This window comes from Pontiella desulfatans (genome assembly GCF_900890425.1).
GTDB lineage: Bacteria > Verrucomicrobiota > Kiritimatiellia > Kiritimatiellales > Pontiellaceae > Pontiella > Pontiella desulfatans.
The window spans coordinates 757,928-781,689 of the sequence record NZ_CAAHFG010000004.1 but is presented as its reverse complement, the minus strand read 5'-3'; the positions used below and the strand labels follow the sequence as shown (position 1 = coordinate 781,689).

Below are 23,762 nucleotides of genomic sequence, written 5' to 3'. Positions count from 1 at the left end.
TGGATACTTGATGCTTGGCAGGAACAGGAGAGAAGAATGCGCGAAGTTTACGAACTGGATGTTTATCGACTCGCCGAGGAACTTTCCGACATGGTTTGGGATGATTTCGACCACTGGAGCGAGAAAGCCCAACGCACTGTCGGATACCAAGTCATACGTTCCGCTGATAGCATCGCGGCCAATCTCGCGGAAGGCTATGGCCGCTACTCATCCAAGGACAAAGCCAACTTTTATCGGTATTCCCGAGGATCGTTCGAGGAAACCAAATGTTGGTTGCGCAAAGCATCCCGCCGAAATCTCATTGCCAAGGAAAACGTGAACGCGTACAAGGCCATCATCGATGAACTCGGCCCGAAGCTAAATGCATTCATCAGGAGCACGTTGAAATGAAACCAAGCATCAAGCATCAAGCATCAAGCATCCCGCTTCTCTTCCTCACCATCGCGTTGGCAACACCAACCTTCGCCCTCGATACGGAGCTCCACGGCTTTGTGGATGGGCGCGCGGGGGTGCGCACGCAGAACGATCCCTATGAGGACGACCGCAGCCTGACCGAGCTGCGCCTGCAGCTCGATTCGAAGACCTACTTCGACTGGGGCGAATTCAATGCGCGCGGCGATTTGGTCTATGACGACCTCGCCACCGACCAGGACGACCTCGACCTGAACACCGGAAAAGGGTTTTTCGACCTGCGCGAACTCAACCTGCTGTTCACGCCGGTCGACTGGTCGGATGTAAAGATCGGTCGGCAGATCCTGACGTGGGGAACGGGCGACCTGCTGTTCATCAACGACTTGTTCCCCAAGGATTGGAACTCGTTCCTGCTGGGGCGCGACGAAGAATACCTGAAGGCGCCTTCGGACGCCCTCTTCGCCAGCTTCTTCCCGGCCATTGGCAGCTTCGACGTGGCCTACATGCCGCGCATGGATGCCGACCGCTACATCGACGGCTCCCGCGTCTCCTACTGGAACCCCGGCTTGCAAAGCATTGCCGGACAGAACGCGGTCATCGATGCCGGGCAACGCGACGAGTGGTTCAAGGACCACGAAATCTCCGGCCGGTTCTACCGTCCGTTGCTCAGCTATGAAGCCGCGCTGTATGCCTACCACGGCTATTGGAAAAGCCCGATGGGCGCAAACTTCGCGACCGGCAACGCCTATTTCCCGCGCATGAATGCCTATGGCGGCAGTGTGCGCGGCTCGCTTGGTAGCGGCCTCGCCAACCTGGAGCTGGGCTACTACGACTCGCGGGAGGACTCCTCGGCCACGCAAAGCGTACCGAACGACGAGTTCCGCTTCCTGATGGGCTACGAACGCGAAGTGGCCAAGGATTTGACGGCGGGGATGCAATATTATCTCGAATGGATGATGGACCACGACGGCTACGAACAGAACTACAACGGAATGTTCGGCACAACCGCCACCGCCCGCGACGAGTTCCGGCATGTGCTGACCCTGCGCCTGACCCAGATGCTGATGAACCAGAACCTGATGCTGGGCCTCTTCACCTTTTATTCGCCGTCCGACAACGACGCCTATTTCCGCCCGGTCGCCTCCTACAAGGTGAACGACCACTGGACGGTCTCCGCCAACGGCAACTGGTTCATCGGCGAGGACGACCACACCTTCTTCGGCCAGTTCCGCTACAACAGCAACGTCAACCTTGGTGTGCGATATAGTTTTTAGCGGACGCTTGCAAAGCGTCGGATGGGTTGGGATACTCTCCCGAAATCTACGGAGGTTATTCATGAAGCGTATTGCATTTCTCTTTTCCATCGCCGCCTTGCTGGCCGGTTGCCAAACCACGAGCACCGTCGAGCCCGATCCATCCATCCTGCGCGTCGGCGTCTCGCCCCGCTCGCAACCGATGATCTTCAAGCAGAACGGGCAGATCATGGGGATCGAAGCCGATTTTGCCCAAAAGCTGGGGCAGGCCCTGAACCGCAAGGTCGTGTTCGTCGAGGTTCCCTGGGACCAGCAGATCGATGATCTGGAACAAAACAAAACCGACATCATCATGTCGAACATGACGATTACCGGCGCCCGCAGCATACGCGTTAACTTCAGCACCCCCTATTTGCAGTCCGGCCTCAGCGCCATGTTCCGCCGCAACAACTTTGATCCCTCCGGCCTGGTTGGCAGCACCATCCGCAACCAGAGCCGGCGTATCGGCTACGTCAAGAACACCACCGGCGAATTCTTCTGCCGGCAACGCTTCACCCGCGGCGAACTGGTCGGCTACGACACCTCGGTGAAGGCCGTGGAGGGGCTGATCAACCAGGAAACCGACATGTTCGTGGGCGGGGCCCCCATGGTCTGGTGGCAATCCGCAGTCAACGAGCGCCTGCTCGTCTCATTCCAGGAAGTGTTCAACGTCGAACCGATCGCCTGGGCGGTTGGCCGCCACAACATGGCGTTGCTGGACGATGTCAATGCCCAGCTGGCCAAATGGGAAAAAGACGGCACCAGCCGGAAGATCATCCAAAACTGGATCCCGAACTTCGGGATGTAGAACCCCGTTTAACAAGACCAGGGATAAGAGGACTATGAATCCTAATCATCCTGTAAATCAGCCCTTAAGCGGGATGCGCACTTGGGTTGGATACCCATCCAGCTTTCTTGCCAGCGCCTGCTTGAGCGCGGCCACGCCGCCTGCGCTGAACGGCGCACTGTAGGCCTTGATCTCCTGCTGCATCACGGCGGCCTCCTCCACCTTGGCGGCAACCACCAGCATTTCCATGGCGGCATAGAGTTCCGGCCGGACGTTCGCCGTTGCGGCCACGAAACCCGCCGCGCCCTGCTGGATCGGCTCGTAGATGTTGGTGCTGGAGCCAACAAAATAGCGCGGCGTGTGCTCCATCAGTTCAAAATTCTGCGCGGAATCCTTGATGGCGAAGTGCGGAACCGCCTTCAGGACTTCCGGAGTGATGGCGTTGCCCGCATGCTTCGGGAAGTTATAGAGGATGAACGGAACCTCGGCCCCGGCCTCCAGCGCCTTGAAATATTCAACGAGACCTTCCTCGGGCAATCCCGCCGGATAGATCGGCGGGAGCACCACCACGGCATCCGCCCCGAGCTCGTTCGCCCATTGCACCTCGATCCGGTTTTGTTCCAGCCCCAGTCCCCCGGCATGGAGCACGATCAGCCCGGGGAAGTGCTTCCGCGCCAGCACCAGCAACCGTTTCCGTTCTTCAGGCAACAGCGAATGGAACTCCGCCGTCGTCCCGTTCACCATGATCCGTTTCACATCGTGCTGTTCCAAAAACCCCAGATGCCGGACAAAGGCATCCTCGTCAATCGCCCCCGAATCATCGAACGGCGTCAGCACCGGCACAATCAAACCCTTTAATTCATCGCTCATGGGGAAGAACGTAGCGGTTTCCCGAAGATTGGAAAACCAACTTTCCAACCTTTGCCAAGCGGAGTACACTTCCTGCATCAACGGAGGTTATCATGAGAGGACACATTATCGCCGAGGAGCGCTTCCTGCACCAGGGCATCGACCATCACCTGTTCGTGACCGCCAGCGACGGCGCGCAAAACGAATACCGCTTCGAGGTTCGCCGCACCGCGCCCGGTTCCGGCCATCCGGAAACCATCTTCGAAAAGACCGAGGACCTATCCACCCTGCTGGGCCAATGCCCCAACACCACCATCGACCAGCTCATCGAGGCCGAGCTCCGCGCCATTAGGGTGGCGGTCACCGCCGAGGAAGACCTCCACGCCAACGATCCGTAAACAATCATTGCCCACAAAACTGCTCGATCCATCGATTGGCGGCATCGCAGCTATCGCGCGTCGCCTCGGTCTGTTCGTCGGGAAAGGCTGAAAGCCAAAGTGCCCGCCCTTCCCAAAAAGCCTCCGCCCATTGGGTCGGAATCTTCTCGGGCATGGCCATCGGCACAATCCACACAATCCGCGCCCGGCCTTTCAGCAAAACCTTCAAGCAAACCTTCTCCCCAGGCGAAAAGAAGGTGCTGCACACCACTCCATCGAAGCCCGCCAATTCCTTCTTTAAAGCCTCAACCTGAGCTTCGCTCGCCTTGCGCGAAACACGCAAAGCGCGGCGCTGCTGCGCCTTGAGCAATTCCACATTCCCCTTGAAGCGGCTCCGCTTGATTCGCCCCACCGGAACACTCCTCAGCGCCCAGCGCACCGGGTTGGCGCGAACATACCGCTCGCGAATCTCCAACTCCTCATCCCGAAAACAAATCACGTCGTAATAGTTCGGTGCCCAGACCCGTGCTTTCTCGCCATGGCGAGAGCCTACTATTCCGGATTTTCGCGCCTCCCGCGTGACCGAACCCTTGAACAGGTTCAGCACCTCGCCCAAACCAGCCTCGCCAGAACGGACAATCCGCACAATCCCATGAAAATGGTTCGGCATCAGCTGCCATGCACCCAACTCTACGTGGGCATAATGTTGCGGGATTTCCAGCCAGCACCTTTCCACCAGTTGTCCCAGCGCATTCGGTTGCATTTCGCTGCCCACAACCTCGCCGAAGAGCTTCCTGTGGTAGTCGGCACCCAGCGTTACGAAATACCACCCCGAACTCGAATAGTCGCGCCCCTCCATCCGCAGCTTCTGCGACATGCTCTTCTTGAAATCCGCACCGCTCATGGATTCCGAGCATATGCACTCGCTCAATCATTGAAAACAAAAACCCGGAGTTCCTTGCGGAGGCTCCGGGTTTGTCGTATTCGGCTGAAGACCGTTTACGGAAGGACGGTGTCGCCCATGAGGTAGGTGTCCACCTCGCGGGCGGCGCCGCGGCCTTCGTTGATGGCCCAGACGATGAGGGACTGCCCGCGGCGGGAATCGCCTGCGGCAAAGACGCCATCGACGTTGGTCTTGTAGACTTCGTGGTCGGCCTTGTAGTTCGAACGCGGGTCGCGCTCGAGACCGAGCTGCTCGGCAACCGGATCTTCCGGCCCGAGGAAGCCCATGGCCAGCAGCACGAGATCCGCTTCCGTCCGCTTTTCGGTGCCGGCAATCGCTTTCGGCGCACGGTCAACCCACTCGACCTCGACGGTGTGGATGGCAACGAGGTTGCCGTCGGCATCGCCTTCGAACTTCTGGGTCATGACGGAGAAGTTGCGCGGGTCTTCGCCCTGGAGCTTGATGGCCTCCTGCTGGCCGTAGTCGGTCTTGAGGTTGGCGGGCCACTGCGGCCAGGGGTTGGAAACACGGTTGCGGTCGGCCTCCGGGCGCGGCAGGATTTCGAGCTGGGTGACCTTCTCGCATCCGTGGCGGAGCGAGGTGCCGACGCAGTCGGTGCCGGTGTCACCGCCGCCGATGACGATTACTTTCTTCCCCTGGGCGGAGATGTAGTTGCCGTCTTCGAGTTTGCTATCGAGCAGGCTTTTCGTATTCGCGCCAAGGAATTCCATGGCAAAGTGAACGCCCTTGAGGTCGCGGCCTTCAACGGGAAGGTTGCGCGGCTTGGTGGCGCCGGTGGTGAGCACGACGGCGTCGTACTGCTTCTGCAGTTCGCTGGCCGCGATGTCCTTGCCGACTTCGATGCCGGTCTTGAATTCGATGCCTTCGGCGGCGAGGATATCGACGCGGCGCTGGACGACGGCCTTGTCGAGCTTCATGTTCGGGATGCCGTACATCAGCAGTCCGCCGATGCGGTCGGCGCGCTCGTAGACGGTCACGTTGTGGCCGGCCTTGTTGAGCTGCGCGGCGCAGGCGAGCCCGGCGGGGCCGGAGCCAACGACGGCCACCGTCTTGTCGGTGCGGATTTCCGGCGGTTCGGGGACGACCCAGCCGTTTTCAAACCCCTTGTCGATGATGGTGCGTTCGTTGTCGTGGATGGTGACGGCAGGCTCGTTGATCGAAAGCACGCAACCGGCTTCGCACGGAGCCGGGCAAACGCGGCCGGTGAATTCCGGGAAGTTGTTGGTGTGGTGCAGGCGGTCGAGCGCCTCCTTCCAGCGGTTGCGGAAGACGAGGTCGTTCCACTCGGGAATGAGGTTGTTGATGGGGCAGCCGCTTGCGCCGCCCTCCATCATCTCGCCGCGGTGGCAGAACGGAACGCCGCAATCCATGCAGCGCGCACCCTGCTCGCGGCAGGTCTGCTCGTCGCGCAGGATGTAGACTTCGTCCCAATCCTTAACGCGCTCCTCTTCGGGGCGCATCGGGTTGGTAGTCCTTACAAATTCCAAAAATCCAGTTGGTTTTCCCATGACTAAATCTCCTTACCAATCCATTAGGCGTTGAGGGCCGCGATGTGCATATCGAACGCCGCATCGATTATCTGTTCTTCGGTTTCAAACTCGCCGGTATCGCGCGCCTGCTCGATATAGCTGAGCATGCGCTTGTAGTCGGTCGGAATCACCTTCACGAACTTGGCGAGCGACTCGTCCCACTTTTCCAGCAGGCCGGCCGCAACGGTGGATCCGGTCTTGAGCTGGTGGGTTTCGACCATCGACTTGAGGTCGGCGATGTCCTTTTTGGCGTGGACCTTTTCGAGTTCGATCATTTCCATGTTGCACTTCTCGGCAAAGTCGCCGTCCGCGTCGTACACAAAGGCGATGCCGCCCGACATGCCCGCGCCGAAGTTGCGGCCGGTCTTGCCGAGGATGGTCGCCTTGCCGCCGGTCATGTATTCGCAACCGTGGTCGCCGATGCCTTCAACCACCACTTCCGCCCCGGAGTTGCGCACGCAGAAGCGCTCGCCCGCCACGCCGCGGATGTAGGCCTTGCCGCCGGTCGCGCCGTAGAAGCAAACGTTGCCGACGAGGATGTTGTTTTCGGCCACGAACTGGGCGCCCTTGCTCGGATAGATCGCGAGGTGGCCGCCGGAGAGACCCTTGCCGACATAGTCGTTGGCATCGCCTTCGAGTTCGAGCTCGATGCCGTTGCACATGAATGCGCCCATGGACTGGCCGATGGAACCGGTGAGCTTGAACTGGATGGTTCCGTCCGGCAGGCCTTTGCCTTCGGTGGCCTTGGTCAGCTCGTTCGAAAGGATCGTTCCGACCGCGCGGTCGGTATTGATGACGTCGAACTCCGCCGAAACCTTTTCGCCGTTTTCGATGGCGGCCTTGGCGGCATCGATCAGTTTCCAGTCGATCACGCTTTCGAGCATGTGGTTCTGGTCCTTGCTATGGAACGTGCCGCCCTCGTCCGCGCCGATGGTTTCCTTGTGGAGGATCGGCGAGAGGTCGAGGTTCTTGTATTTCCAGTGGTCGATGTTGTCGCGGAACTTCAGGCACTGCGACTGCCCGACCATTTCGTCGATGGTCTTGAAGCCGAGCTCGGCCATGATTTCGCGGAGGCCATCGACGAGGAACTCGAAGAAGTTGACCACGTGGTCCGGGTTGCCATCGAACTTTTCGCGCAGCTCGCCGCGCTGGGTGGCAATGCCGACCGGGCAGGTGTTGGAGTGGCACTTGCGCATCATGATGCAGCCCTGCACCACGAGTGCGGCCGTTGCCACGCCCCACTCTTCCGCGCCAAGCAGGGTGGCAATGGCGAGGTCGCGCGAGGTTTTCATCTGGCCGTCGGCCTGAACCACGATGCGGTTGCGCAGGCGGTTGCGGACCAGCGTCTGGTGGGTTTCGGAAAGGCCGAGCTCCCACGGCAGGCCGGCGTGCTTGATGGAGCTGAGCGGCGATGCGCCCGTTCCGCCGTCGTAGCCGGCAATCAGCACGGCATCGGCCTTCGCCTTGCAGACCCCCGCGGCAACGGTGCCGACGCCCGCCTCAGAGACGAGCTTGACGTTGACCCGGGCATCGCGATTGGAGTTCTTCAGGTCGTAGATCAGCTGCGCCAGGTCTTCGATCGAATAGATGTCGTGGTGCGGCGGCGGGGAGATGAGGCCCACGCCCGGGGTGGAACCGCGGGTGCGGCCGATCCAGCCGTTCACCTTGTGGCCCGGAAGGTGGCCGCCCTCGCCCGGCTTCGCGCCCTGCGCCATCTTGATCTGCAGTTCGGAGGCCTTGGAGAGGTAGTAGCTGTTCACGCCGAAACGTCCGGAGGCAATCTGCTTGGTGGCGGAGCACATGTCGTCGCCGTTCGGCAGCTTGTGGTAGCGCACCGGATCTTCGCCGCCTTCGCCGGAGTTGGAGCGGGAACCGATGCGGTTCATCGCGATGGCCAGCGTGGTATGCGCTTCCCAGGAGATGGAACCGAACGACATCGCGCCGGTGGCGAAACGCTTCAGGATGTTTTTCGCGGGTTCGACTTCGTCGAGCGAAATGGACGGTCGGTCGGAATTGAAGTCCATGAGGCCGCGCAGCGTGAAGGCCGCTTCGTTCTGGTCGTCGACCGTTTTGCAGTATTCCTTATACTTGGCGTAGTCGTTGTCGCGCGTGCATTCCTGCAGCAGGCGAATGGTGGTCGGGTTGAACAGGTGGCGTTCGCCGTCCTTGCGCCAGAAATAGTCGCCGCCTGGGTCGAGCACCTTCTGCGCGCCGCCGCGGGTCGGGAACCCCTTGCGGTGCTTGAGCAGGGTTTCCTTCGCAATGTCGTCGAGGCTGAGGCCTTCGATGCGGCTGACGGTTCCGGTGAAGTATTTTTCCACCACGGCGGAGTTGATGCCGACGATCTCGAAAATCTGCGCGCCCTGGTAGGAGGCGAGGGTCGAGATGCCCATCTTGGAGAAAATCTTCAGCAGGCCGCCATTGATGGACTTGATGTAGTTCTGGATGGCCACATCGGAACCGAGGCCGTTGAGCAGGTCTTCCTTCTCCATGTTGCGGATGGTATCGAGCGCCATGTAGGGGTTGATGGCCGAAGCGCCGAAGCCGAGCACGGTGGCGAAGTGGTGCACTTCGCGCACATCGCCGACTTCGAGGATGAGGTCGGCCTTGCCGCGCTTACCGGCGCGGATGAGGTAGTGGTGGACCGCGGCGGCGGCCAGCACGGAGGGGATCGGCGCGTGGTCGGAATCGCAGGCGAAGTCGGAAAGCAGGATGATGGAGTAGCCTTCATCGATCGCGTCTTCGGCATAGCGGCAGACGCGGTCGAGGGTATGCTCGAGCACGCCGGGTTTCCCGTTGGCCGGGAACACGATATCCAGGCGCTTGGTCTGGAAGTGGTTCGTATCGACGTGGATGAGCTTGGCGAGATCCTCGTTGGTCAGCACGGGCTGCGGGATCGCGATCCGGCGGCAGTGTTCCGGCGACTCGGTCAGGATGTTCTTGAACCCGCCGACATAGGTGCGCAGGTCCATCACGATGCGTTCGCGGATCGGGTCGATCGGCGGGTTGGTGACCTGCGCGAAGAGCTGCTTGAAATAGTGCGACAGCTGGACGGGACGGTCGGAAAGCACCGCGAGCGGATTGTCGGCGCCCATGGAGCCGAGCGGCTCCTTGCCGCCGGTGGCCATCGGCTGGATGATTTCCTTGATGTCCTCGTAGGAGAACCCGTAGGTCTGCTGGCGCTTGAACAGCGTCTGCGCATCGGGCGTCTTGAGTTCGAAGTCGGCGGGCGACGGCAGCTCCTTGAGGTGCACCATGGTCTGGTTGATCCAGTTCTGGTAGGGCTGGCGCGAGCAAAGGTCGGCCTTGAGCTCCTCGTCGGAGATGATGCGGCCCTGCTCGAGGTCGGCCACGAACATCTTGCCGGGCTGGAGGCGGCCGCGGATTTTCACCTTGGTGTGGTCCACGTCGATGCAGCCGGTTTCGGAGGCCATGATCAGCATGTCGTCGTCGGTCACGCAGTAGCGCGAGGGGCGCAGGCCGTTGCGGTCGAGGGTGGCGCCAACGAGCACGCCGTCGGTGAAACAGACGGAGGCGGGGCCGTCCCACGGCTCCATCATGGCGGAATAGAATTCGTAGAACGCGCGCTTGGCGGGGTCCATGTCCTTGTCGTTCTGCCAGGCTTCCGGAATGAGCATCATCAGCACATGCGGCAGGGAACGGCCGGAAAGCACGAGCATTTCGATGGCCATGTCGAGGTTGGCGGAGTCGGATGCCTTGACGTCGCAGATCGGGAAGATCATCTCGAGCTCTTCCTTCGAAAAGGCGGTGCATTCGAGCAGGATTTCGCGAGCGCGCATCCAGTTGATGTTGCCCTTGTTGGTGTTGATTTCGCCGTTGTGCGCGATGTAGCGGAAGGGCTGCGCGAGCTTCCACGAGGGGAAGGTGTTGGTGGAGAAGCGCGAGTGCACGAGGGCGATCGCGGAGACGGCGGACTCGTTCTGCAGGTCGAGGAAGTAGCGCGGCACCTGGGCGGTGACGAGCTGCCCCTTGTAGTTGATGGTCTTGTAGGAGCAGGAAATAATGTTGAGTCCGGCCGGGCTGATGCCGGCCACGGTTTCGTTGGCCACGCGCTCGGTGTATTTGCGGAAAACGAACAACTTGCGGTCGAATTCCTCGGCGGACATGCCCTCGGGCTTGCCGATGAAGATCTGCTGGACGCTGGGCTCGGTCTCGGCGGAATCGCGACCGAGATCGGAGTTGTCGACCGGCACGATGCGGTAGCCGAGCAAGGGCAGTTCCGTTTTTTTGAGGTTGCGTTCGATGATGTCCTTGCACTCGGCCTGCTGGCGCTCGTCCTTCGGGAAGAAGGTCATGCCAACGCCGTATTCACCGAATGCGGGGAGCTTGATGCCCTGCTTCGGGCACTCTTCCATGAAAAGTTCGTGGGGGATCTGGAACAGGATGCCGGCGCCGTCGCCCGACTTGATGTCGAAGCCGGTGCCGCCACGGTGCTCCATGCGCTCGAGCATGTCCAAGGCATCGGTGATGACCGCGTGTTTTTTGCGGCCTTTCAGGTTGGCGACGAAGCCGATTCCGCAGCTGGTGTGCTCGTAGTCTGCGCGGTACATGCCCTGCCCTTCGGGCATCCCGAACATGTTCAGCTTCTCTTCCTTATAAGGGGTCGTTTTTTCGTTCATAAAAAAACCTCGATATGGGGTTCAGATAAAATAGCGGGGTAATTTGCCTAGGGAGTCGATTCAAGTCAACCCCTCAGCGCGTCTAAATAGGCGTTCAACAAGCAATTCAGGCAATTTGGCCGAATTAATGCGGGTCGGGGCTACGGGTTTCCAAATGCGGGTAATCCCGTTAGAATTCCCAGCCTTTGGCCGCGAAAACCGCATCGAACAGATCGGGGGCGATGGGGCGGCCCTTGCGGGTGAGGACGCCCGTCACCTGGGCCTCGATGATCAGCTTTTCGTCGGATGTGCGGTAGATCGCCTGATCGAAGACGAAGCGAACCCTGCCTTGCTTGTGCATGCCGACCTTAACGACGAAGGCATCGCGAGGACGGAGCGGGAACTTGTAGTCGATCCCGATCCGGGTCACGACGGCATCGATGCCGTCGGCGCAGAGCTGGGCGAAATCGATGCCGACGGAATGGAGGAATTCGTGGCGGGCGTGTTCGAGATAGTTTTGGTAGACGGCGTTGTTGACGATGCCTTGCAGGTCGCACTCGTAGTCGCGCACCATCATTTGCGTTTCGAATACATATTCCATCTCCACTCAATACTTTCCCGAATTCTTTTTCTTTTCGACCATGACCGAGCGGTAGAAGCGGCTGAGTTTCTTGTCGTGGTCGCGCTTGTCGAGCGCCGACTGTTCGTGGAAGGCGGCCTCTTTCATGAGGCGCACATAGTTGTTGTATCGCGCCTCGGATACCTCGCCGCGCTCGACGGCGGCGATGACGGCGCACCCCTTGGTTTGTACATGGGAACAGTCGTTGAACTTGCAGGCTCCCGCGAGCGCCATGATGTCGTCGAAGGTTTCCTCGATTCCGTCGTTCACATCCAGGTTGCCGAGCTCGCGCATGCCGGGGGTATCGACGACGTGCGCGCCGTTGCCGAGCGTGATGAGCTCCCGCCAGGTGGTCGAGTGCACACCCTTGCCATCGGATTCGCGGACGGGCAGCGTGAACAGGAAATCCTCTTCCCCGAGAATGCTGTTGAGCAAGGTGGTTTTCCCAACGCCGGAGGTGCCGATGACGCAGTAGGTTTTTTCCGGTTCAAAGAGCGCGGTGACCTCTTCCAGGCCAGCCTGGTCGACATTGCTGAACGGCAATACCCGGATGCCGGGCATGCGTTCCTCGACCTCGGCCATCTTGACCGCAAGCTCCTCCGGCTTGAGCAGGTCGGTCTTGCTCAACAGCACAACCGGTTCGATGCCGCTTTCGTTAACCATCACCAAATAGCGCTCGAGCCGCTTGAGGTTATAGCCCGGCCCGAGGGTTTGCATAATGAAGGCGGTGTCGATGTTGGCGGCGATCAGCTGGTAGCGGGTGGTGCGTCCGGAGCTCTTGCGCTTGAGCTCCGACTGGCGCCCGAGCACGCGGGTTATCCGGGCAATGCGCTCCTCGTCTTCGAAATCCTTCACCAGCACCCAGTCGCCAACGGTGGGATAGTCGAGCTTGGACGTGGCCTGATGGCGCATCCGGCCGGTCATTTTGGCGGCGTTGGTCTCTTCTCCGTTGGAGACCTCGCATTCGCCCTTGTGGATGGCCGTGACGCGCGCGACGGCCAGATCCGCTTCCGTCTCCGGATCGATCTGTTCAGAAAACCATGCACTGTAGCCAAATTCCTCAAGCGTCATTCAAAGATTCCTTTTTCAACCGTGAAAAGCATTACCATGGATTGGAATCGCGCATGAATGCAAATAAACGCGAATTTTAAAAGTGTGCAGGAATGCTCCGGCGCGGTAACACCGCGCTGCGAACGTGTCATCTCGAATGGTTGCGGAACTTAGGCAACAGCGTGCGGAGCGATTTCCACAATCACATCATCGCCATAGAAAGCCTTGGCTTTCCGTTCTAGCCGAGCGAGCACTTCGTCGAGCGTGTCGCCCGCTTCCGGCTCCATACCGGGCAGGCAGCCCTTGAAGCAGGTGGCCTCATCCCCGCGGATGTAGCCTTCGGAAAGTTGCATTCCGTCAACCGGGTGGACAATGACTTCTTCATCTATGCCATGTCTTTTCATAACCCTTTACCTCTCAGAGGACTATATAACCCCGCGCGGGCGATTTAGCAACATTTTCCTGGATCAAATGCGGGGATATCCGCTACCGGGCATCAATTGCGCCTTTTTCACGATTTTCGGCACGAGGCCAATGGAGGCGAGCATCAGCAGGATCATGGTGGCAAAGCCAAGCAGGAGGGAGTCGTATGCCGTGAATTCGCGGCCCAGCATGTGCCATTGCGGCGAGAGGATGTTCCAGCTGATGGAGCGCGACACAAACATGCCGGATGCCGCCACCCCGAAACTGAAGAGCGTCATGCTGACGGCCGTGGAGAGCGATTTGTTGGCGGAAGGGATCAGCCCCAGCATCTCGGACGTGACGGCGATGCCCTTTGTTGCCTCCAGCATATTGAAGAGGAACGCGCACAATCCCACGTGCACCACCAGCGGCCACGGCATCCAATGGCGCGCCAGCATGCCGAGAATGACGACCGCATAGGAAACATGGGAGATCAGGAACACGATCCGCGTCCCGACGCGATCCACCAGCCAACCGCCGAGCAAGTTGCCGGCCACGCTCCCCGCCAGGAACAGGGTGCCCATCAGCGTGATCTGTGCGGGCGTAAAGCCAAAGACATCCTTCTGCATCAGGCCGAAGACGATGGGCACGCCGGCGGTGAACAGCGTAATGAGCAGGATATAGCTGTTGAACTGGCCAAAGCCGGGAACCTGCAACACGGAGGCGAGCGCCTGCCGGAACGAATGCCGCGCCCGGCCATTGGAGTGCGCCTTTTCCAACTCCGGGATCCGGGCATAGGTGAAATAACGGATCACATGCGCCACGAGTACAAACCCGATAACGATTTGGAACGTGACCATGGCATCGGAGATCCCCAGTGCCCGGGTGATCAACAGCGAAAACAGGATGGTCACCATCTGGAACGTGACGCGCAGCCGCCCGAAAAAACGACCGCGGATCTCCTTGGGGACGATCGGGTTCAAAAGCGCGAACCAGCTCGCACCCTGCATGCTGCCCCCCAATGAAAAGAGCAAAATCGCGGCTACGACGAGCCCCATGGCCCACCGGGCATTCCCCCAACCCGCGCCCATCATCAGCAACATGCTTCCCACCACCATCACCTGCCCGGCCAGCGCCTGCTTCATGATTCCTTTCCGGTCGGCGAGAAAGGCAAAGGGCAGCATCAGGAACGCACCCACCAGGGGAGGAAGCGCAAACAGGAACGCGATGGCCGCGCTGGAGATGCCGAGCTTGGTGAAATAGTTCAGAAAAAACCCATTCTGGAAAAACGCCGAAGTTAGCATGCCCAGGCATTGGGTCACGATAATGATGTTGAACGCCCTTTTTCTCTGTTGGTCGGAAAGCATCGGGAAATGGTGTCGGCAAAGAAAGGCCCTTGCAAGCCTGTTCGCAACGATTCAGGTTGGCGGTACCGGAACAATCCCCTACTGTCCGCGCCATGGATTCAGGACTATACATTGTCGGCACACCGATCGGGAACCTGGGCGATCTCTCCTTCCGGGCGCTGGAAACCCTGAGGGAAGCCGACCTGATCGTGGCCGAGGACACCCGCCATACGCGGCGGCTGACGGAGCGCTATGAAATCAACACCCACCTGATGAGCTGCCACAAGTTCAACGAAAAACAGCGGGCGGAACAGATCATCGACCGCATCCAGCAGGGGCAGGCGGTGGCCATGGTCACCGATTCCGGCATGCCGTGCATTTCCGACCCAGGCTCGCGGGTTGTCCTCCTCTGCCACGAAGCCGGCATACCGATCACCTCGGTGCCGGGCCCGGCGGCGGTCACGACCGCCGTGGCACTCAGTGGCTTCGGTGAAAAGGGATTCATCTTTGCCGGCTTCCTGCCCCACAAAAGCGGCGGACGCAAACGGGATCTGGAAAAATGGAAGGAAGCCGACCTCCCGGTGGTCTTCTACGAATCGCCCTACCGCATGCTTAAGCTGCTCGGCGAGATCGAACAACACCTCGGTAGCGACCGAACCGTGTTTGTCGGCCGCGAACTGACCAAGAAGTTCGAAGAGCTCTCAACGGGCCGCCCGGCGGAAATCCTCGCCCGCTATGAAGGCCGTACCGTCAAGGGCGAATGCGTGGTCATCGTCCAACCTGCGCAATAGGGCATTCCCCTGCTTTTTCCTAACTATTCACGTTGAACTCAATTCGGGCGGTGCTACTATCCAAGGCGGTTCGGAGAAATCTCGAGGGGTTCAAGAAATAATGGGTTCGGGCAACAACGACAACCTAACGGCGGCATATATTGACCAGACTGCGGTCATTCGCGTTGAAGGACGAGGGTCTTTCAAGGTCAGCCCGCCTATGAAGCAGTTCATCCACCAGGTCATCGACCAAAAAACGGCCAGCCGCATCTGGATCGATATGTCGGACTGCACCGGAATGGACAGCACGTTCATGGGCGTCGTGGCCGGGCTGGCGTGCCTCATCAAAAGCAAGCCGGACTACAGCTTCAAGCTCATCAACCTATCCGACAAGAACAAGAAGCTTCTCGTTACGCTCGGGGTCGATCGCGTGGTGGACTTCTCCATGTCGGCCACCTCCGAAGAGCGCGCCGTGATGACCCACGAAGCCACCGGAGCCCAGACCCTCGAACCCGACTTTGCCAACAAGCTCGAATCCGCCAAAACCACACTCGAAGCCCACGAAACACTCGTCGACATCAATCCCGACAACTTCAACAAATTCAAGTCCGTCCTCGAATTCCTCCAGGACGATGTCCGCAACCTCAGCCACGAGTAGGCGAACCCATGCATGGTTTTCTACTCTGGTTAACCATCTTTCTCGACCTGTTGCTCCCGTCGATTTTCGGTGCCTTGCTCTACATCAGCTATCGCCGTCGAATCAAGTTGCGCCGCGAACGCGACATTCTGCTACAGGAAAAAGAGGCCGCGCTCGGCTTCGTGCATAACGTTGGAGAGGTTTTCGCCGACTCCGACAGCGTGGACATGACCAGCCTGCTTGCCCGCGTTCTCCACTACGCCGTGCGCACCTGCAAAGCCAGCGCCGGCGCCGTCCATCTGGTCAACACCAAAACCTCACGGCTCGAAGCACGCTCCATCTCCGGCGTTTTTCCACCCCCCTTCGAAGTCAACATCGAGCATCTCGATCTCGACCAGGATGCCACCCTCCACCTCGAAAAACTAGTCCAGCAAACCCCGCTAGCCCTTGGAAAGGGCCTGATCGGGGAAGCCGCTGTCCTCGGTAACTCAATCCTGGTGGAGGATGCCGAGATGGATTCCCGCGTCCCGCAACTCCCGGTCGGGTTCCTGCGCATCCGCACCTTGCTTATCGTACCCATGCGGTTCGGAAACCACACCATCGGCGTCATGACGCTGGTCAACCGAACCAACGGCGAGCAATTCGCCCTTTCCGACCTCAACCTGGCGCAGGCGCTAGCGGCACAGGCTTCCGTTCCGATCCACTACGCCGGCCTGCAGGAAACCCTCGAGGAAAAACGGGAGCTCGACCGCGGCATGCAGATTGCCCAGCAGATCCAGCACTCCCTCCTGCCCCAGGAGCTACCCGCCCTACCCTCCGTCGAATTGGCCGCATTCAACCATCCGGCAATGGATATCGGCGGCGACTACTACGACTTCATCAACATCGACGACAAGCACATCGGCCTGGCCATCGCCGATGTCAGCGGCAAGGGAATCGGCGGCGCCCTCATGATGGCCGTCTGCCGCAGCGTACTGCGCATCAACGCCGAGAATGTCTACGATCCCTCCAGCATGCTATGCTCCCTCAACCAAACACTAAGCAGCAACCTGGCCGACGACATGTTCATCAGCATGCTCTACATGGTCCTCAACCTCGACACCCACCAACTCAGCTACGCCCGCGCCGGGCACGAAGCGCCCATCATCATCCGCAGCGGCGAGCCCAAGGCCATACAGGTCGAAACCTCCGGCATCGCGATCGGACTCGTGGATAACCAAACGTTTGGGGCTGTGATCGAAACACACAACATTTCCCTGCTGCCCGGCGACCTGGTGGTCAGCTATACCGACGGCGTAACCGAAGCCATGAACAGCGCCGGCGACGAATGGGGAACGGAAAACCTGATCAAAGCCGTGGAAAGGATGGCCAATGCCTCTGCGCCGGATCTCCTCGAAAACATCCACACCGAAGTGCTCGGTTTCACCGGCGACAATCGTCAGTCCGACGACATGACGATGCTGGCCCTCAAAATCAAAGGCTGACACCATCGCAGGCAATGTGTAGCAACAACCTCCCGAAATCACTTTTCGGCTCTCCCGGCAACACCGTTTCGCCGCGAATCTTTGCGCACCTGCGATCAACCAACTTGTTCAAATGCCGTAAAAGCGATGCAGGAGGAACCTGTGCAACAACCGACAAGCGAGCAAACGGCATACCGCCATTCTCCAGCGCAAGCGCACGCACAATGTCAATGCGCCGTGAATGGGTGAATGCCGTTGAATCTTTAATGATTGCCGCGAACGAAATCCCATCCGCATGGCAACACCTCAATCCTTCAAGCAAATCCGAGGCATGTTCCACGGCAAGGTTCGCCTCTGCAAAGTAGCGAACAAAGCGCCCATCCCTGCAGGAGCAAATCAATCCCCTGGACTGAAGCGCCCGAAGTTGAATACTGGCGTTCGGCTGGCTTAAGGAAACCAAGGCGGCCAATTCGCCAACCGACACTTCGCCAAACCGAAACAGCAACCAAAGCAACCGCAGACGCGTTTCACTGGCGATGACCCTGCACGTTCTCCACAACGTTGGATGTAATTCCGCCATACTTCACACCTTTAAAGGTGTGTATATCAGTATATTGCGATAAACGTCAGTATTTTCTTTATATATTTCAAACCTTTAAAGGTTTGAAGATCTGAGATCGACTCATGGGTTGAGCAGCCGCCAACCGGCGGTCTTGAAGTAGGGAAGGGAGCGATGCCGCCGCGCATCCATTCCTTCGAAGGCCGTGTTCAGCAACATCAACGGATCGCCATGCGAGACCAATATGATTTTACGGTTGGAATGGGCCTTCTCCAGCGCCTCGACAACCGCCCACATGCGCTCCCTTACCGAACGGGTGCTTTCCGCACCGTTGAAAACCTGGTCCGGATCGTAGGCGTCCTTTTTCCAGGCCTGTGAATAGTTTTCATGCGAGGCGCCTTCCCATCCTCCGAAAAAACGTTCGCGCAACCGCGTGTCGAACACGACCGGCGCGGCGCCCAGGACTTCGCGGACAATCTCGGCCGTTTCGGCGGTGCGCTTGAAGTCGGAGGAAACCACCAAGGTTTGGTCATCGAATTCATCGGCCTTCCCAATGCTTTCGCGCACCTGCCGCCGCCCCGTCTCGGAAAGGCCATACTTGAGGGTTCCAACGGCAGGATCACTCACGATGATCCCTTCCACGTTTGCCAGGCTCTCGCCATGGCGAAAGGCGTAATATCTGTTTTTAAGCACTTCCTTTTGCATAGGGACCACTTAAGCGGAAGTATGGCATACGCGCAAGGCGACAGAATCGATACGCAAAAAAGCCCCTCCAAACGGAGAGGCTTTTGCAGATAAACCGAATTTCGGTTTACTTTTTAGCGCACTCGGATTTGGCGCAGCAGGCCTTTTTGCAATCGGCGCCGCATTTCTTGGCATCGGCTTGCTTGCCTTTGGTGCAGGCGGAACATTCGGCTTTCTTATCTGCCTTTTTTGCGGAACAGCCACAGCTGTCGCAGGCATAGGCAGCGGTTCCGGCCATCATCAACGCAATTGCGGCAATACTCATCATTCTCTTCATGTTGGGACTCCTATAGGTTTATTGTTTCCAACTGAGGTTAACGACCATACCGATCGAATAACGTTCAAAATAGTACCATTTGAATCAGGTTTGTCACGTATAACTTAAGCGCATATCGCGGGCGGCTTTAACCTCGTCCAACCGGCCAACCGGGGTGGAAACCGGAGCTTGGTGCAGTTGTTCGGGGTTGGTTTTTGCCAATTCGAACAATTCCTCCATCACTTCAACGAAATGATCGAGCGTATCGCGGTCTTCGCTTTCGGTCGGCTCCACCATGATGGCCTCGGGAACGTTGAGAGGGAAATAGACGGTCGGCGGATGGATGCCGCGGTCGATCATCCCCTTGGCGAGGTCGAGGGTATGCAGGCCGTATTGCTTGAGGACTTCGCCGGAAAAGACAAACTCGTGCATGCAGCGGCCTTTGTATTCGACGCCGAACAACGGGCGGAGCTTTTCCTGCAGATAGTTGGCGTTGAGCACGGCGCGGTTGCTGGTGCCCAGCATGCCGTCGCGGCCGAGCGACAGGATATAGGCATAGGCGCGGGCAATGATGCCAAAGTTGCCGTAGAACGGGGCGATGTAGCCGATGCTCTTGGGCTCGTCGTAGTTCAGCGCATAGGTGCCGTCCTTGGTTTTCTCGACGCGGGAGATCGGCAGGAACGGGCGCAGCTTTTCCACCACCCCGACCGGGCCGGCACCGGGGCCGCCCCCGCCATGGGGCGTTGCGAACGACTTGTGCAGGTTGAGGTGGCAGATGTCGAAGCCCATGTCGCCAGGCTTGTAGCGCCCCATGATGGCGTTGAAGTTGGCGCCGTCGTAATACATCAGCCCATCCACCTCGTGCACGGCATCGCAGATGTCCTTGATGCGCGGATTGAACACGCCGAGCGTGTTCGGGCTGGTGAGCATCACACCGGCGGTCTTTTCGTTGAGGGCCGCCATGAAGAGGTCGAAATCCATCACGCCGTTTTCATCGGACGGCACCGTCACCACCTTGTAGCCCGCCACCTGGGCGCTGGCCGGATTGGTTCCGTGTGCCGAGTCGGGAATGATGATGTGATCCTTTTCCGGGTTGCCACGATCCTTGTGGTAGGCGGCCATCATCATCACGCCGGTCAGCTCGCCATGCGCGCCGGCCATGGGCTGGAGCGTGAACTCGGCCAGGCCGGTCGCCTCCGAGAGCAGGCGTTCCGTGTTGTACAGGATGGCCAGCGACCCCTGGGTCAGCAGTCCCCCGCCGCGCAGCTGCGGCCAGAGCGGATGCACCTCGGTCAACTCCGGTAGGTTGGCCGCCGCCTCGCACGCCTTCGGGTTGTATTTCATCGTGCACGAACCCAGCGGATAAAAATGGGTGTCGACCGAAAAGTTCAGGCGGGAGAGCGCCGTGAAGTGGCGCACCACCTCGGCCTCCGAAACCTCCGGTAGCTCGGCCGGCTTGCTCCGCAGATAGTTGGAGGGGATCTCCTCGTTTGCCGTAATTTTGATCGAGGACATTTGCACCCCGGGACGCCCCGGCGATGATTTTTCATAGATCAGTTTCATGGTTCGTACTCCGTATTGCGTAATTCGTATAGCTAGGCGTTGTACTCGGGAGATTCTTCCTGGATGCGCAGGGCTTCCGCCGCTGGAATCTTGTATGGTTCGCCATTGCGGTTGATGATGACATCCTGCCCGAGCTTCGCTTTTTTTACCAACTCATCGTGCACGGCCTTTCCCATGCATACACGAGCTTCCTCCGCCTGTTTGCTTGGTTTTTGTTTATTCATCGATACTCCTTAAAATTGTTTCATACCGCTCCCGATCGACAACGAATCTCTCTTCATCTTGTTGCTCAAAAGCCAAAATCGGAATCGGAGCCGAGTTGTCATAGCAGAAAGTCGCGTCGCACAGCGGGATAAACACATTTAGAAAATTGGATACGGTACGGGTGTAACGTCGGGCGATGGCAGCGGCGGGAATATCGTGTCCGCCGGACTCCACACGCTGCTGAACGCGATGGTTTCCTTTGCGCACGGGCAGGCGAGCCGCCTGCGGTACAACTTGCATCGCCGCCATCGTGGCGGCGGCGGAGTCCGCAAGATTCGGGCGGTACGGCAACCGTATCGCAGGCGGCCCGCCTGCTCCACGCAAAGCCGGATGCCAATTCATGAACTGAAATGCCCTAAACATCTAATACACCTTGATCATCACAACCGATTGCTTCAGTTCCTCGATAAGTTCCAACAGGTTCACATCCTTGGTTTTCTCTTTTTCGATTTCCAATCCCGGAACAGTTTTCAGCAGTGGTTCGAGATAGTCAGCCTTGATGGCATAGTTCACGTTTTGCGGAAGGTCACCCGTCAGGGCAAGGGTTGCTAACGAATCGAGCTTGGCGGCGACAATGCCAACCAAATTTCCCTTTTCATCAAAAAGCGGACTGCCGGAATTTCCCGACTGCAACGGTGCGCTGATTTGGAAATAGAGCGGACTGTTTCCTACTCCCGTCAGACTGCTGATCGAACCCGTTGTGAATTTAACGTCCGAACCTTGGAGATCCGGATGAGGATAACCGAGCGTAAATACCTTTTCCCCCAGCTTCGCATCGTCGGTAAGATTTAATGCAGCTCCACCGGAAACATCACCCACCTTCAAAACCGCAATATCGTTGGCCGCATCCTTTTGAACAACCGAGGCAAGATGGTCTTTACCTTCCAGCGAAACCGAAATCCGCTCCGCATCTTCCACCACATGCCAGCAGGTCAGGACATATCCACCTTTGACAAATAAGCCACTGCCAAAACCGGATGGGGCAATGTCGGATTCAATAGGCTTGTCCGATTCTGATTCAGCAATCGCTTTTTTCCGTTCAATGAGAGCCTGAAGTTCTTTTGCACGTTGCTGTCCGGCAGCAATCTGAGAGAAGCTTAATTTCTGACCCAAGATTTCTTTATTATTCTGAGCCAAAGAACTGCCATTCATCGAGGCTAGAGCAAGCCAAGCATAGGCTTCAACATAGTCTTCAAGTACACCTTTGCCATCCCAATAATATACTCCTAAGTTAAGCTGTGCATCCACATGTCCCTGCTCCGCCGCCAACCGATACCACTTTACCGCATCACGCTCATTCTTAACGAGTCCCCCTCCTTTAGAAGACATAAGCCCAAGATTAAACTGAGCAGCCGCAATCCCTTGATCTGCCGCTTTCTGAAACCACCGTGCTGCTTCGGGATGGTTTTGTGTTACTCCCTTGCCAGCCAAATAACAATAAGCGAGGTGAAATTGGGCATAATCTTTACATTCAACCTCAGCAAAATGTTTATGTAGCTTAAACGTTAACTCCGGCACACTTAACTCGTAATCCCCCGCCAGCATCCTGTACATGACTAAATCATATGCGAGAGATGGACGTTCAGGTTCCAGTTCCAACGCTTTTATAAGCCACTCATGCGATTTTTGAACATTTTGCTCAATCCCTAGCCCTTCTCGATATGCCGTACTCAACCAATCGCAAGCTTCCGCATTTCCTTTGTCGGCGGCAGATAAAAACCATTTTACAGCCTCTTCAGGATTTTTATTAAAACCGAAGTTTCCGTAATAAAGTGCATGACCAAGTGACGCCTCCGCCTCAGCAAACTCCTGCTCAGCAGAAAGGCGTAGCAATCTTGCTCCTTCGGCTAAATTTTGTTCAACTCCATAACCGTAAAGATAACAGTCACTCAACCCATACTGTCCTTGGGCATAATTTTGTGCCGCAGCCTTTTCATACCAAAAAAATGCTTTTGCGCCTACCCCCAATCTTAAACCACGGATCGGTGAACTTAAGGTGGAACCTGCGGTTCCCTGTTCCGTGTTCTGGCGGCCAACGAGCCGCCCTTCCATGATGCCGTCGCGGAGCGGAGCCCGTCCCCGAAGGGGCGGCCCGGAGGGCCGAGGGCGGAGCGCAGCGACGGCATCACTTGCGATCATGTTCTGACTGCTCCTTCCATGAATACCTCGGCGGGGGTGCGTTTGTCCAGAGCGCTGTGCTTCCTCTCGTGGTTGTAATATTTAAAATAGCTGTCAAGGCCCCGATGCAACGCATGCCCGTCGGCATAGCATGCGGGATAGATTTTCTCATACTTCACCGACCACCACAGTCGTTCGATGAATACGTTGTCCAACGCCCGGCCTCGCCCGTCCATGCTGATGGTGATGTTCTCGTTTAACAGGACACCGGTGAAGGCGTTCGAGGTGAACTGGCTTCCTTGGTCGGTGTTGAATATCTCCGGATTCCCCTGCGTCAGCGCACGCTCCAGCGCATCAACGCAGAACGTGCTCTCCATGGTGCTTGAGAGCTCCCAGGCGAGCACATAGCGGCTGTACCAGTCGATTACGGCGGTCAGGTACATGTATCCATGCCGCATCGGGATGTAGGTGATGTCCGTACTCCAAACCTGGTTCACCCGTTCGATGTCCACATTGCGCAGCAAATAAGGGTAGATCTTGTGCCTCGGGGCGGGCTTGCTCGTGTGCGGACCGGGCGTGATGGCCTGAATCCCCATCAGCTGCATGAGGCGGGCGACCCGCTTGTGATTGACATCATAGTCTTGATCACGCAACCAGTCCGTCATGCGTGGATAGCCGAACTCCGGATGCCGGAGATACTGCTCGTCGATCAAACGCATCAGAAGCAGGTTCTCCGGCGTTTCCGGGGCGGGGTCGTAGTAGAAGCCCGATCTGGGGACGCCTGCGAGCCTACACTGCCGCCGAACCGAATAATCGGTGCCGGGCTCCACCCAGCTGCGGCGCGTTGAAAGCGGCAGGCTCATAGCTTTTTTTCGAGCCACTTCACGTCCATCTTCAGACGCCCGATCTCTTCGTAAAGTGGAGCCGTAAGCTCTTCTTCCGTTTGAGCCTGCTTCTTTTTCCCCGATGCAAAAAGATCCGGCGCATTCGAAAGCAACTGCTTCTTCCAATCCGAAATCTGGTTCGGATGGACCTGATATTCCGATGCCAGCTCCGCCAATGTCTTCACGCCCTTGATGGCCTCAATCGCCACCTTGGCCTTGAACTTGTCCGTGAATGTTCTTCGTTTTCTTCCCATTTCCA

At 58.2% G+C, this 23,762-nt stretch carries 23 protein-coding genes; 7 read left to right on the top strand and 16 right to left on the bottom strand.

Annotation, left to right across the window (positions count from 1 at the left end; translation table 11 throughout):
* The first annotated feature begins 36 nt into the window (after positions 1-36).
* The 3 genes from E9954_RS28810 (at position 37) to E9954_RS28800 (ending at position 2,511) form a co-directional block, all read left to right on the top strand.
* Positions 37-390, top strand: a complete 354-nt coding sequence (locus E9954_RS28810) for a four helix bundle protein (RefSeq protein WP_136082751.1) — start codon at positions 37-39, stop codon at positions 388-390.
* Positions 387-1,685 (top strand): hypothetical protein, encoded by a 1,299-nt coding sequence (locus tag E9954_RS28805; protein WP_222847358.1) that lies wholly within the window; start codon positions 387-389, stop codon positions 1,683-1,685. Before E9954_RS28810 ends, E9954_RS28805 begins: the two co-directional genes overlap by 4 nt.
* Before the next feature lie 61 nt (positions 1,686-1,746).
* Positions 1,747-2,511, top strand: a complete 765-nt coding sequence (locus E9954_RS28800; RefSeq protein WP_136082750.1) for a transporter substrate-binding domain-containing protein — start codon at positions 1,747-1,749, stop codon at positions 2,509-2,511.
* A 57-nt stretch (positions 2,512-2,568) separates the two neighbouring features.
* Here the strand turns inward: E9954_RS28800 and E9954_RS28795 are convergent, their stop codons facing one another.
* The gene (locus E9954_RS28795; protein WP_168442669.1) at positions 2,569-3,360 is read right to left on the bottom strand and encodes a dihydrodipicolinate synthase family protein; all 792 of its coding nucleotides are present in this window, start codon (positions 3,358-3,360) and stop codon (positions 2,569-2,571) included.
* Between the two features lie 92 nt (positions 3,361-3,452).
* Between E9954_RS28795 and E9954_RS28790 the strand changes: the two genes are divergently transcribed.
* The gene (locus E9954_RS28790) at positions 3,453-3,737 is read left to right on the top strand and encodes a hypothetical protein (protein WP_136082748.1); all 285 of its coding nucleotides are present in this window, start codon (positions 3,453-3,455) and stop codon (positions 3,735-3,737) included.
* 4 nt (positions 3,738-3,741) lie between these two features.
* Here E9954_RS28790 and E9954_RS28785 read toward each other — a convergent pair whose 3' ends face one another.
* From E9954_RS28785 to E9954_RS28755, 7 genes are all read right to left on the bottom strand, one after another.
* Positions 3,742-4,620: a transposase gene (locus E9954_RS28785; protein ID WP_136082747.1), complete on the bottom strand. Its 879-nt coding sequence runs from the start codon at positions 4,618-4,620 to the stop codon at positions 3,742-3,744.
* A gap of 95 nt (positions 4,621-4,715) precedes the next feature.
* Positions 4,716-6,188, bottom strand: coding sequence for a glutamate synthase subunit beta (locus E9954_RS28780; RefSeq protein ID WP_136082746.1), 1,473 nt, complete (start codon positions 6,186-6,188; stop codon positions 4,716-4,718).
* Between the two features lie 23 nt (positions 6,189-6,211).
* Positions 6,212-10,807, bottom strand: a complete 4,596-nt coding sequence (gene gltB / locus E9954_RS28775) for a glutamate synthase large subunit (RefSeq protein ID WP_136083056.1) — start codon at positions 10,805-10,807, stop codon at positions 6,212-6,214.
* Positions 10,808-11,018: 211 nt separating this feature from the next.
* The gene (locus tag E9954_RS28770) at positions 11,019-11,429 is read right to left on the bottom strand and encodes an acyl-CoA thioesterase (RefSeq protein ID WP_136082745.1); all 411 of its coding nucleotides are present in this window, start codon (positions 11,427-11,429) and stop codon (positions 11,019-11,021) included.
* A 6-nt stretch (positions 11,430-11,435) separates the two neighbouring features.
* Positions 11,436-12,518, bottom strand: coding sequence for a ribosome small subunit-dependent GTPase A (gene rsgA / locus E9954_RS28765; protein ID WP_136082744.1), 1,083 nt, complete (start codon positions 12,516-12,518; stop codon positions 11,436-11,438).
* Between the two features lie 149 nt (positions 12,519-12,667).
* Positions 12,668-12,901: a hypothetical protein gene (locus tag E9954_RS28760; protein ID WP_136082743.1), complete on the bottom strand. Its 234-nt coding sequence runs from the start codon at positions 12,899-12,901 to the stop codon at positions 12,668-12,670.
* A 63-nt stretch (positions 12,902-12,964) separates the two neighbouring features.
* Positions 12,965-14,266: an MFS transporter gene (locus E9954_RS28755; protein ID WP_136082742.1), complete on the bottom strand. Its 1,302-nt coding sequence runs from the start codon at positions 14,264-14,266 to the stop codon at positions 12,965-12,967.
* A gap of 92 nt (positions 14,267-14,358) precedes the next feature.
* Between E9954_RS28755 and rsmI the strand changes: the two genes are divergently transcribed.
* The 3 genes from rsmI to E9954_RS28740 all read left to right on the top strand — a co-directional run bounded on the left by rsmI (position 14,359) and on the right by E9954_RS28740 (position 17,136).
* On the top strand, positions 14,359-15,036 hold the full coding sequence (rsmI, locus tag E9954_RS28750; protein WP_136082741.1) for a 16S rRNA (cytidine(1402)-2'-O)-methyltransferase: 678 nt from the start codon (positions 14,359-14,361) through the stop codon (positions 15,034-15,036).
* A 100-nt stretch (positions 15,037-15,136) separates the two neighbouring features.
* On the top strand, positions 15,137-15,673 hold the full coding sequence (locus E9954_RS28745; protein WP_136082740.1) for an STAS domain-containing protein: 537 nt from the start codon (positions 15,137-15,139) through the stop codon (positions 15,671-15,673).
* An 8-nt stretch (positions 15,674-15,681) separates the two neighbouring features.
* Positions 15,682-17,136 carry a PP2C family protein-serine/threonine phosphatase gene (locus E9954_RS28740; RefSeq protein WP_136082739.1) on the top strand — a complete coding sequence of 485 codons (1,455 nt, stop codon included), beginning with the start codon at positions 15,682-15,684 and terminating at the stop codon, positions 17,134-17,136.
* Here the strand turns inward: E9954_RS28740 and E9954_RS28735 are convergent.
* The 8 genes from E9954_RS28735 to E9954_RS28700 form a co-directional block, all read right to left on the bottom strand.
* Positions 17,126-17,695, bottom strand: a complete 570-nt coding sequence (locus tag E9954_RS28735; protein WP_136082738.1) for a metalloregulator ArsR/SmtB family transcription factor — start codon at positions 17,693-17,695, stop codon at positions 17,126-17,128. The two genes, E9954_RS28740 and E9954_RS28735, sit on opposite strands and share 11 nt — an antisense overlap.
* Before the next feature lie 102 nt (positions 17,696-17,797).
* Entirely contained in the window at positions 17,798-18,379 is a 582-nt protein-coding gene (locus tag E9954_RS28730; RefSeq protein WP_136082737.1) for a histidine phosphatase family protein, read from the bottom strand.
* 106 nt (positions 18,380-18,485) lie between these two features.
* Positions 18,486-18,695 (bottom strand): hypothetical protein, encoded by a 210-nt coding sequence (locus tag E9954_RS28725; protein ID WP_136082736.1) that lies wholly within the window; start codon positions 18,693-18,695, stop codon positions 18,486-18,488.
* 93 nt (positions 18,696-18,788) lie between these two features.
* Positions 18,789-20,237: an aminomethyl-transferring glycine dehydrogenase subunit GcvPB gene (gene gcvPB, locus E9954_RS28720; RefSeq protein WP_136082735.1), complete on the bottom strand. Its 1,449-nt coding sequence runs from the start codon at positions 20,235-20,237 to the stop codon at positions 18,789-18,791.
* A gap of 32 nt (positions 20,238-20,269) precedes the next feature.
* Entirely contained in the window at positions 20,270-20,461 is a 192-nt protein-coding gene (locus E9954_RS28715; protein ID WP_136082734.1) for a hypothetical protein, read from the bottom strand.
* Positions 20,454-20,864, bottom strand: coding sequence for a hypothetical protein (locus tag E9954_RS28710; RefSeq protein ID WP_136082733.1), 411 nt, complete (start codon positions 20,862-20,864; stop codon positions 20,454-20,456). The genes E9954_RS28715 and E9954_RS28710 overlap by 8 nt, the downstream gene beginning before the upstream one ends.
* Positions 20,865-22,640, bottom strand: a complete 1,776-nt coding sequence (locus E9954_RS28705) for a tetratricopeptide repeat-containing serine protease family protein (protein ID WP_136082732.1) — start codon at positions 22,638-22,640, stop codon at positions 20,865-20,867.
* Positions 22,637-23,757, bottom strand: a protein-coding gene (locus E9954_RS28700) for an IS3 family transposase (protein ID WP_407947718.1) whose coding sequence is annotated in 2 segments (ribosomal slippage) — positions 22,637-23,491 and positions 23,494-23,757 — 1,119 coding nt in all. Because the reading frame shifts where the segments join, the coding sequence is not laid out codon by codon here. Before E9954_RS28700 ends, E9954_RS28705 begins: the two co-directional genes overlap by 4 nt.
* Positions 23,758-23,762: the final 5 nt, after the last annotated feature.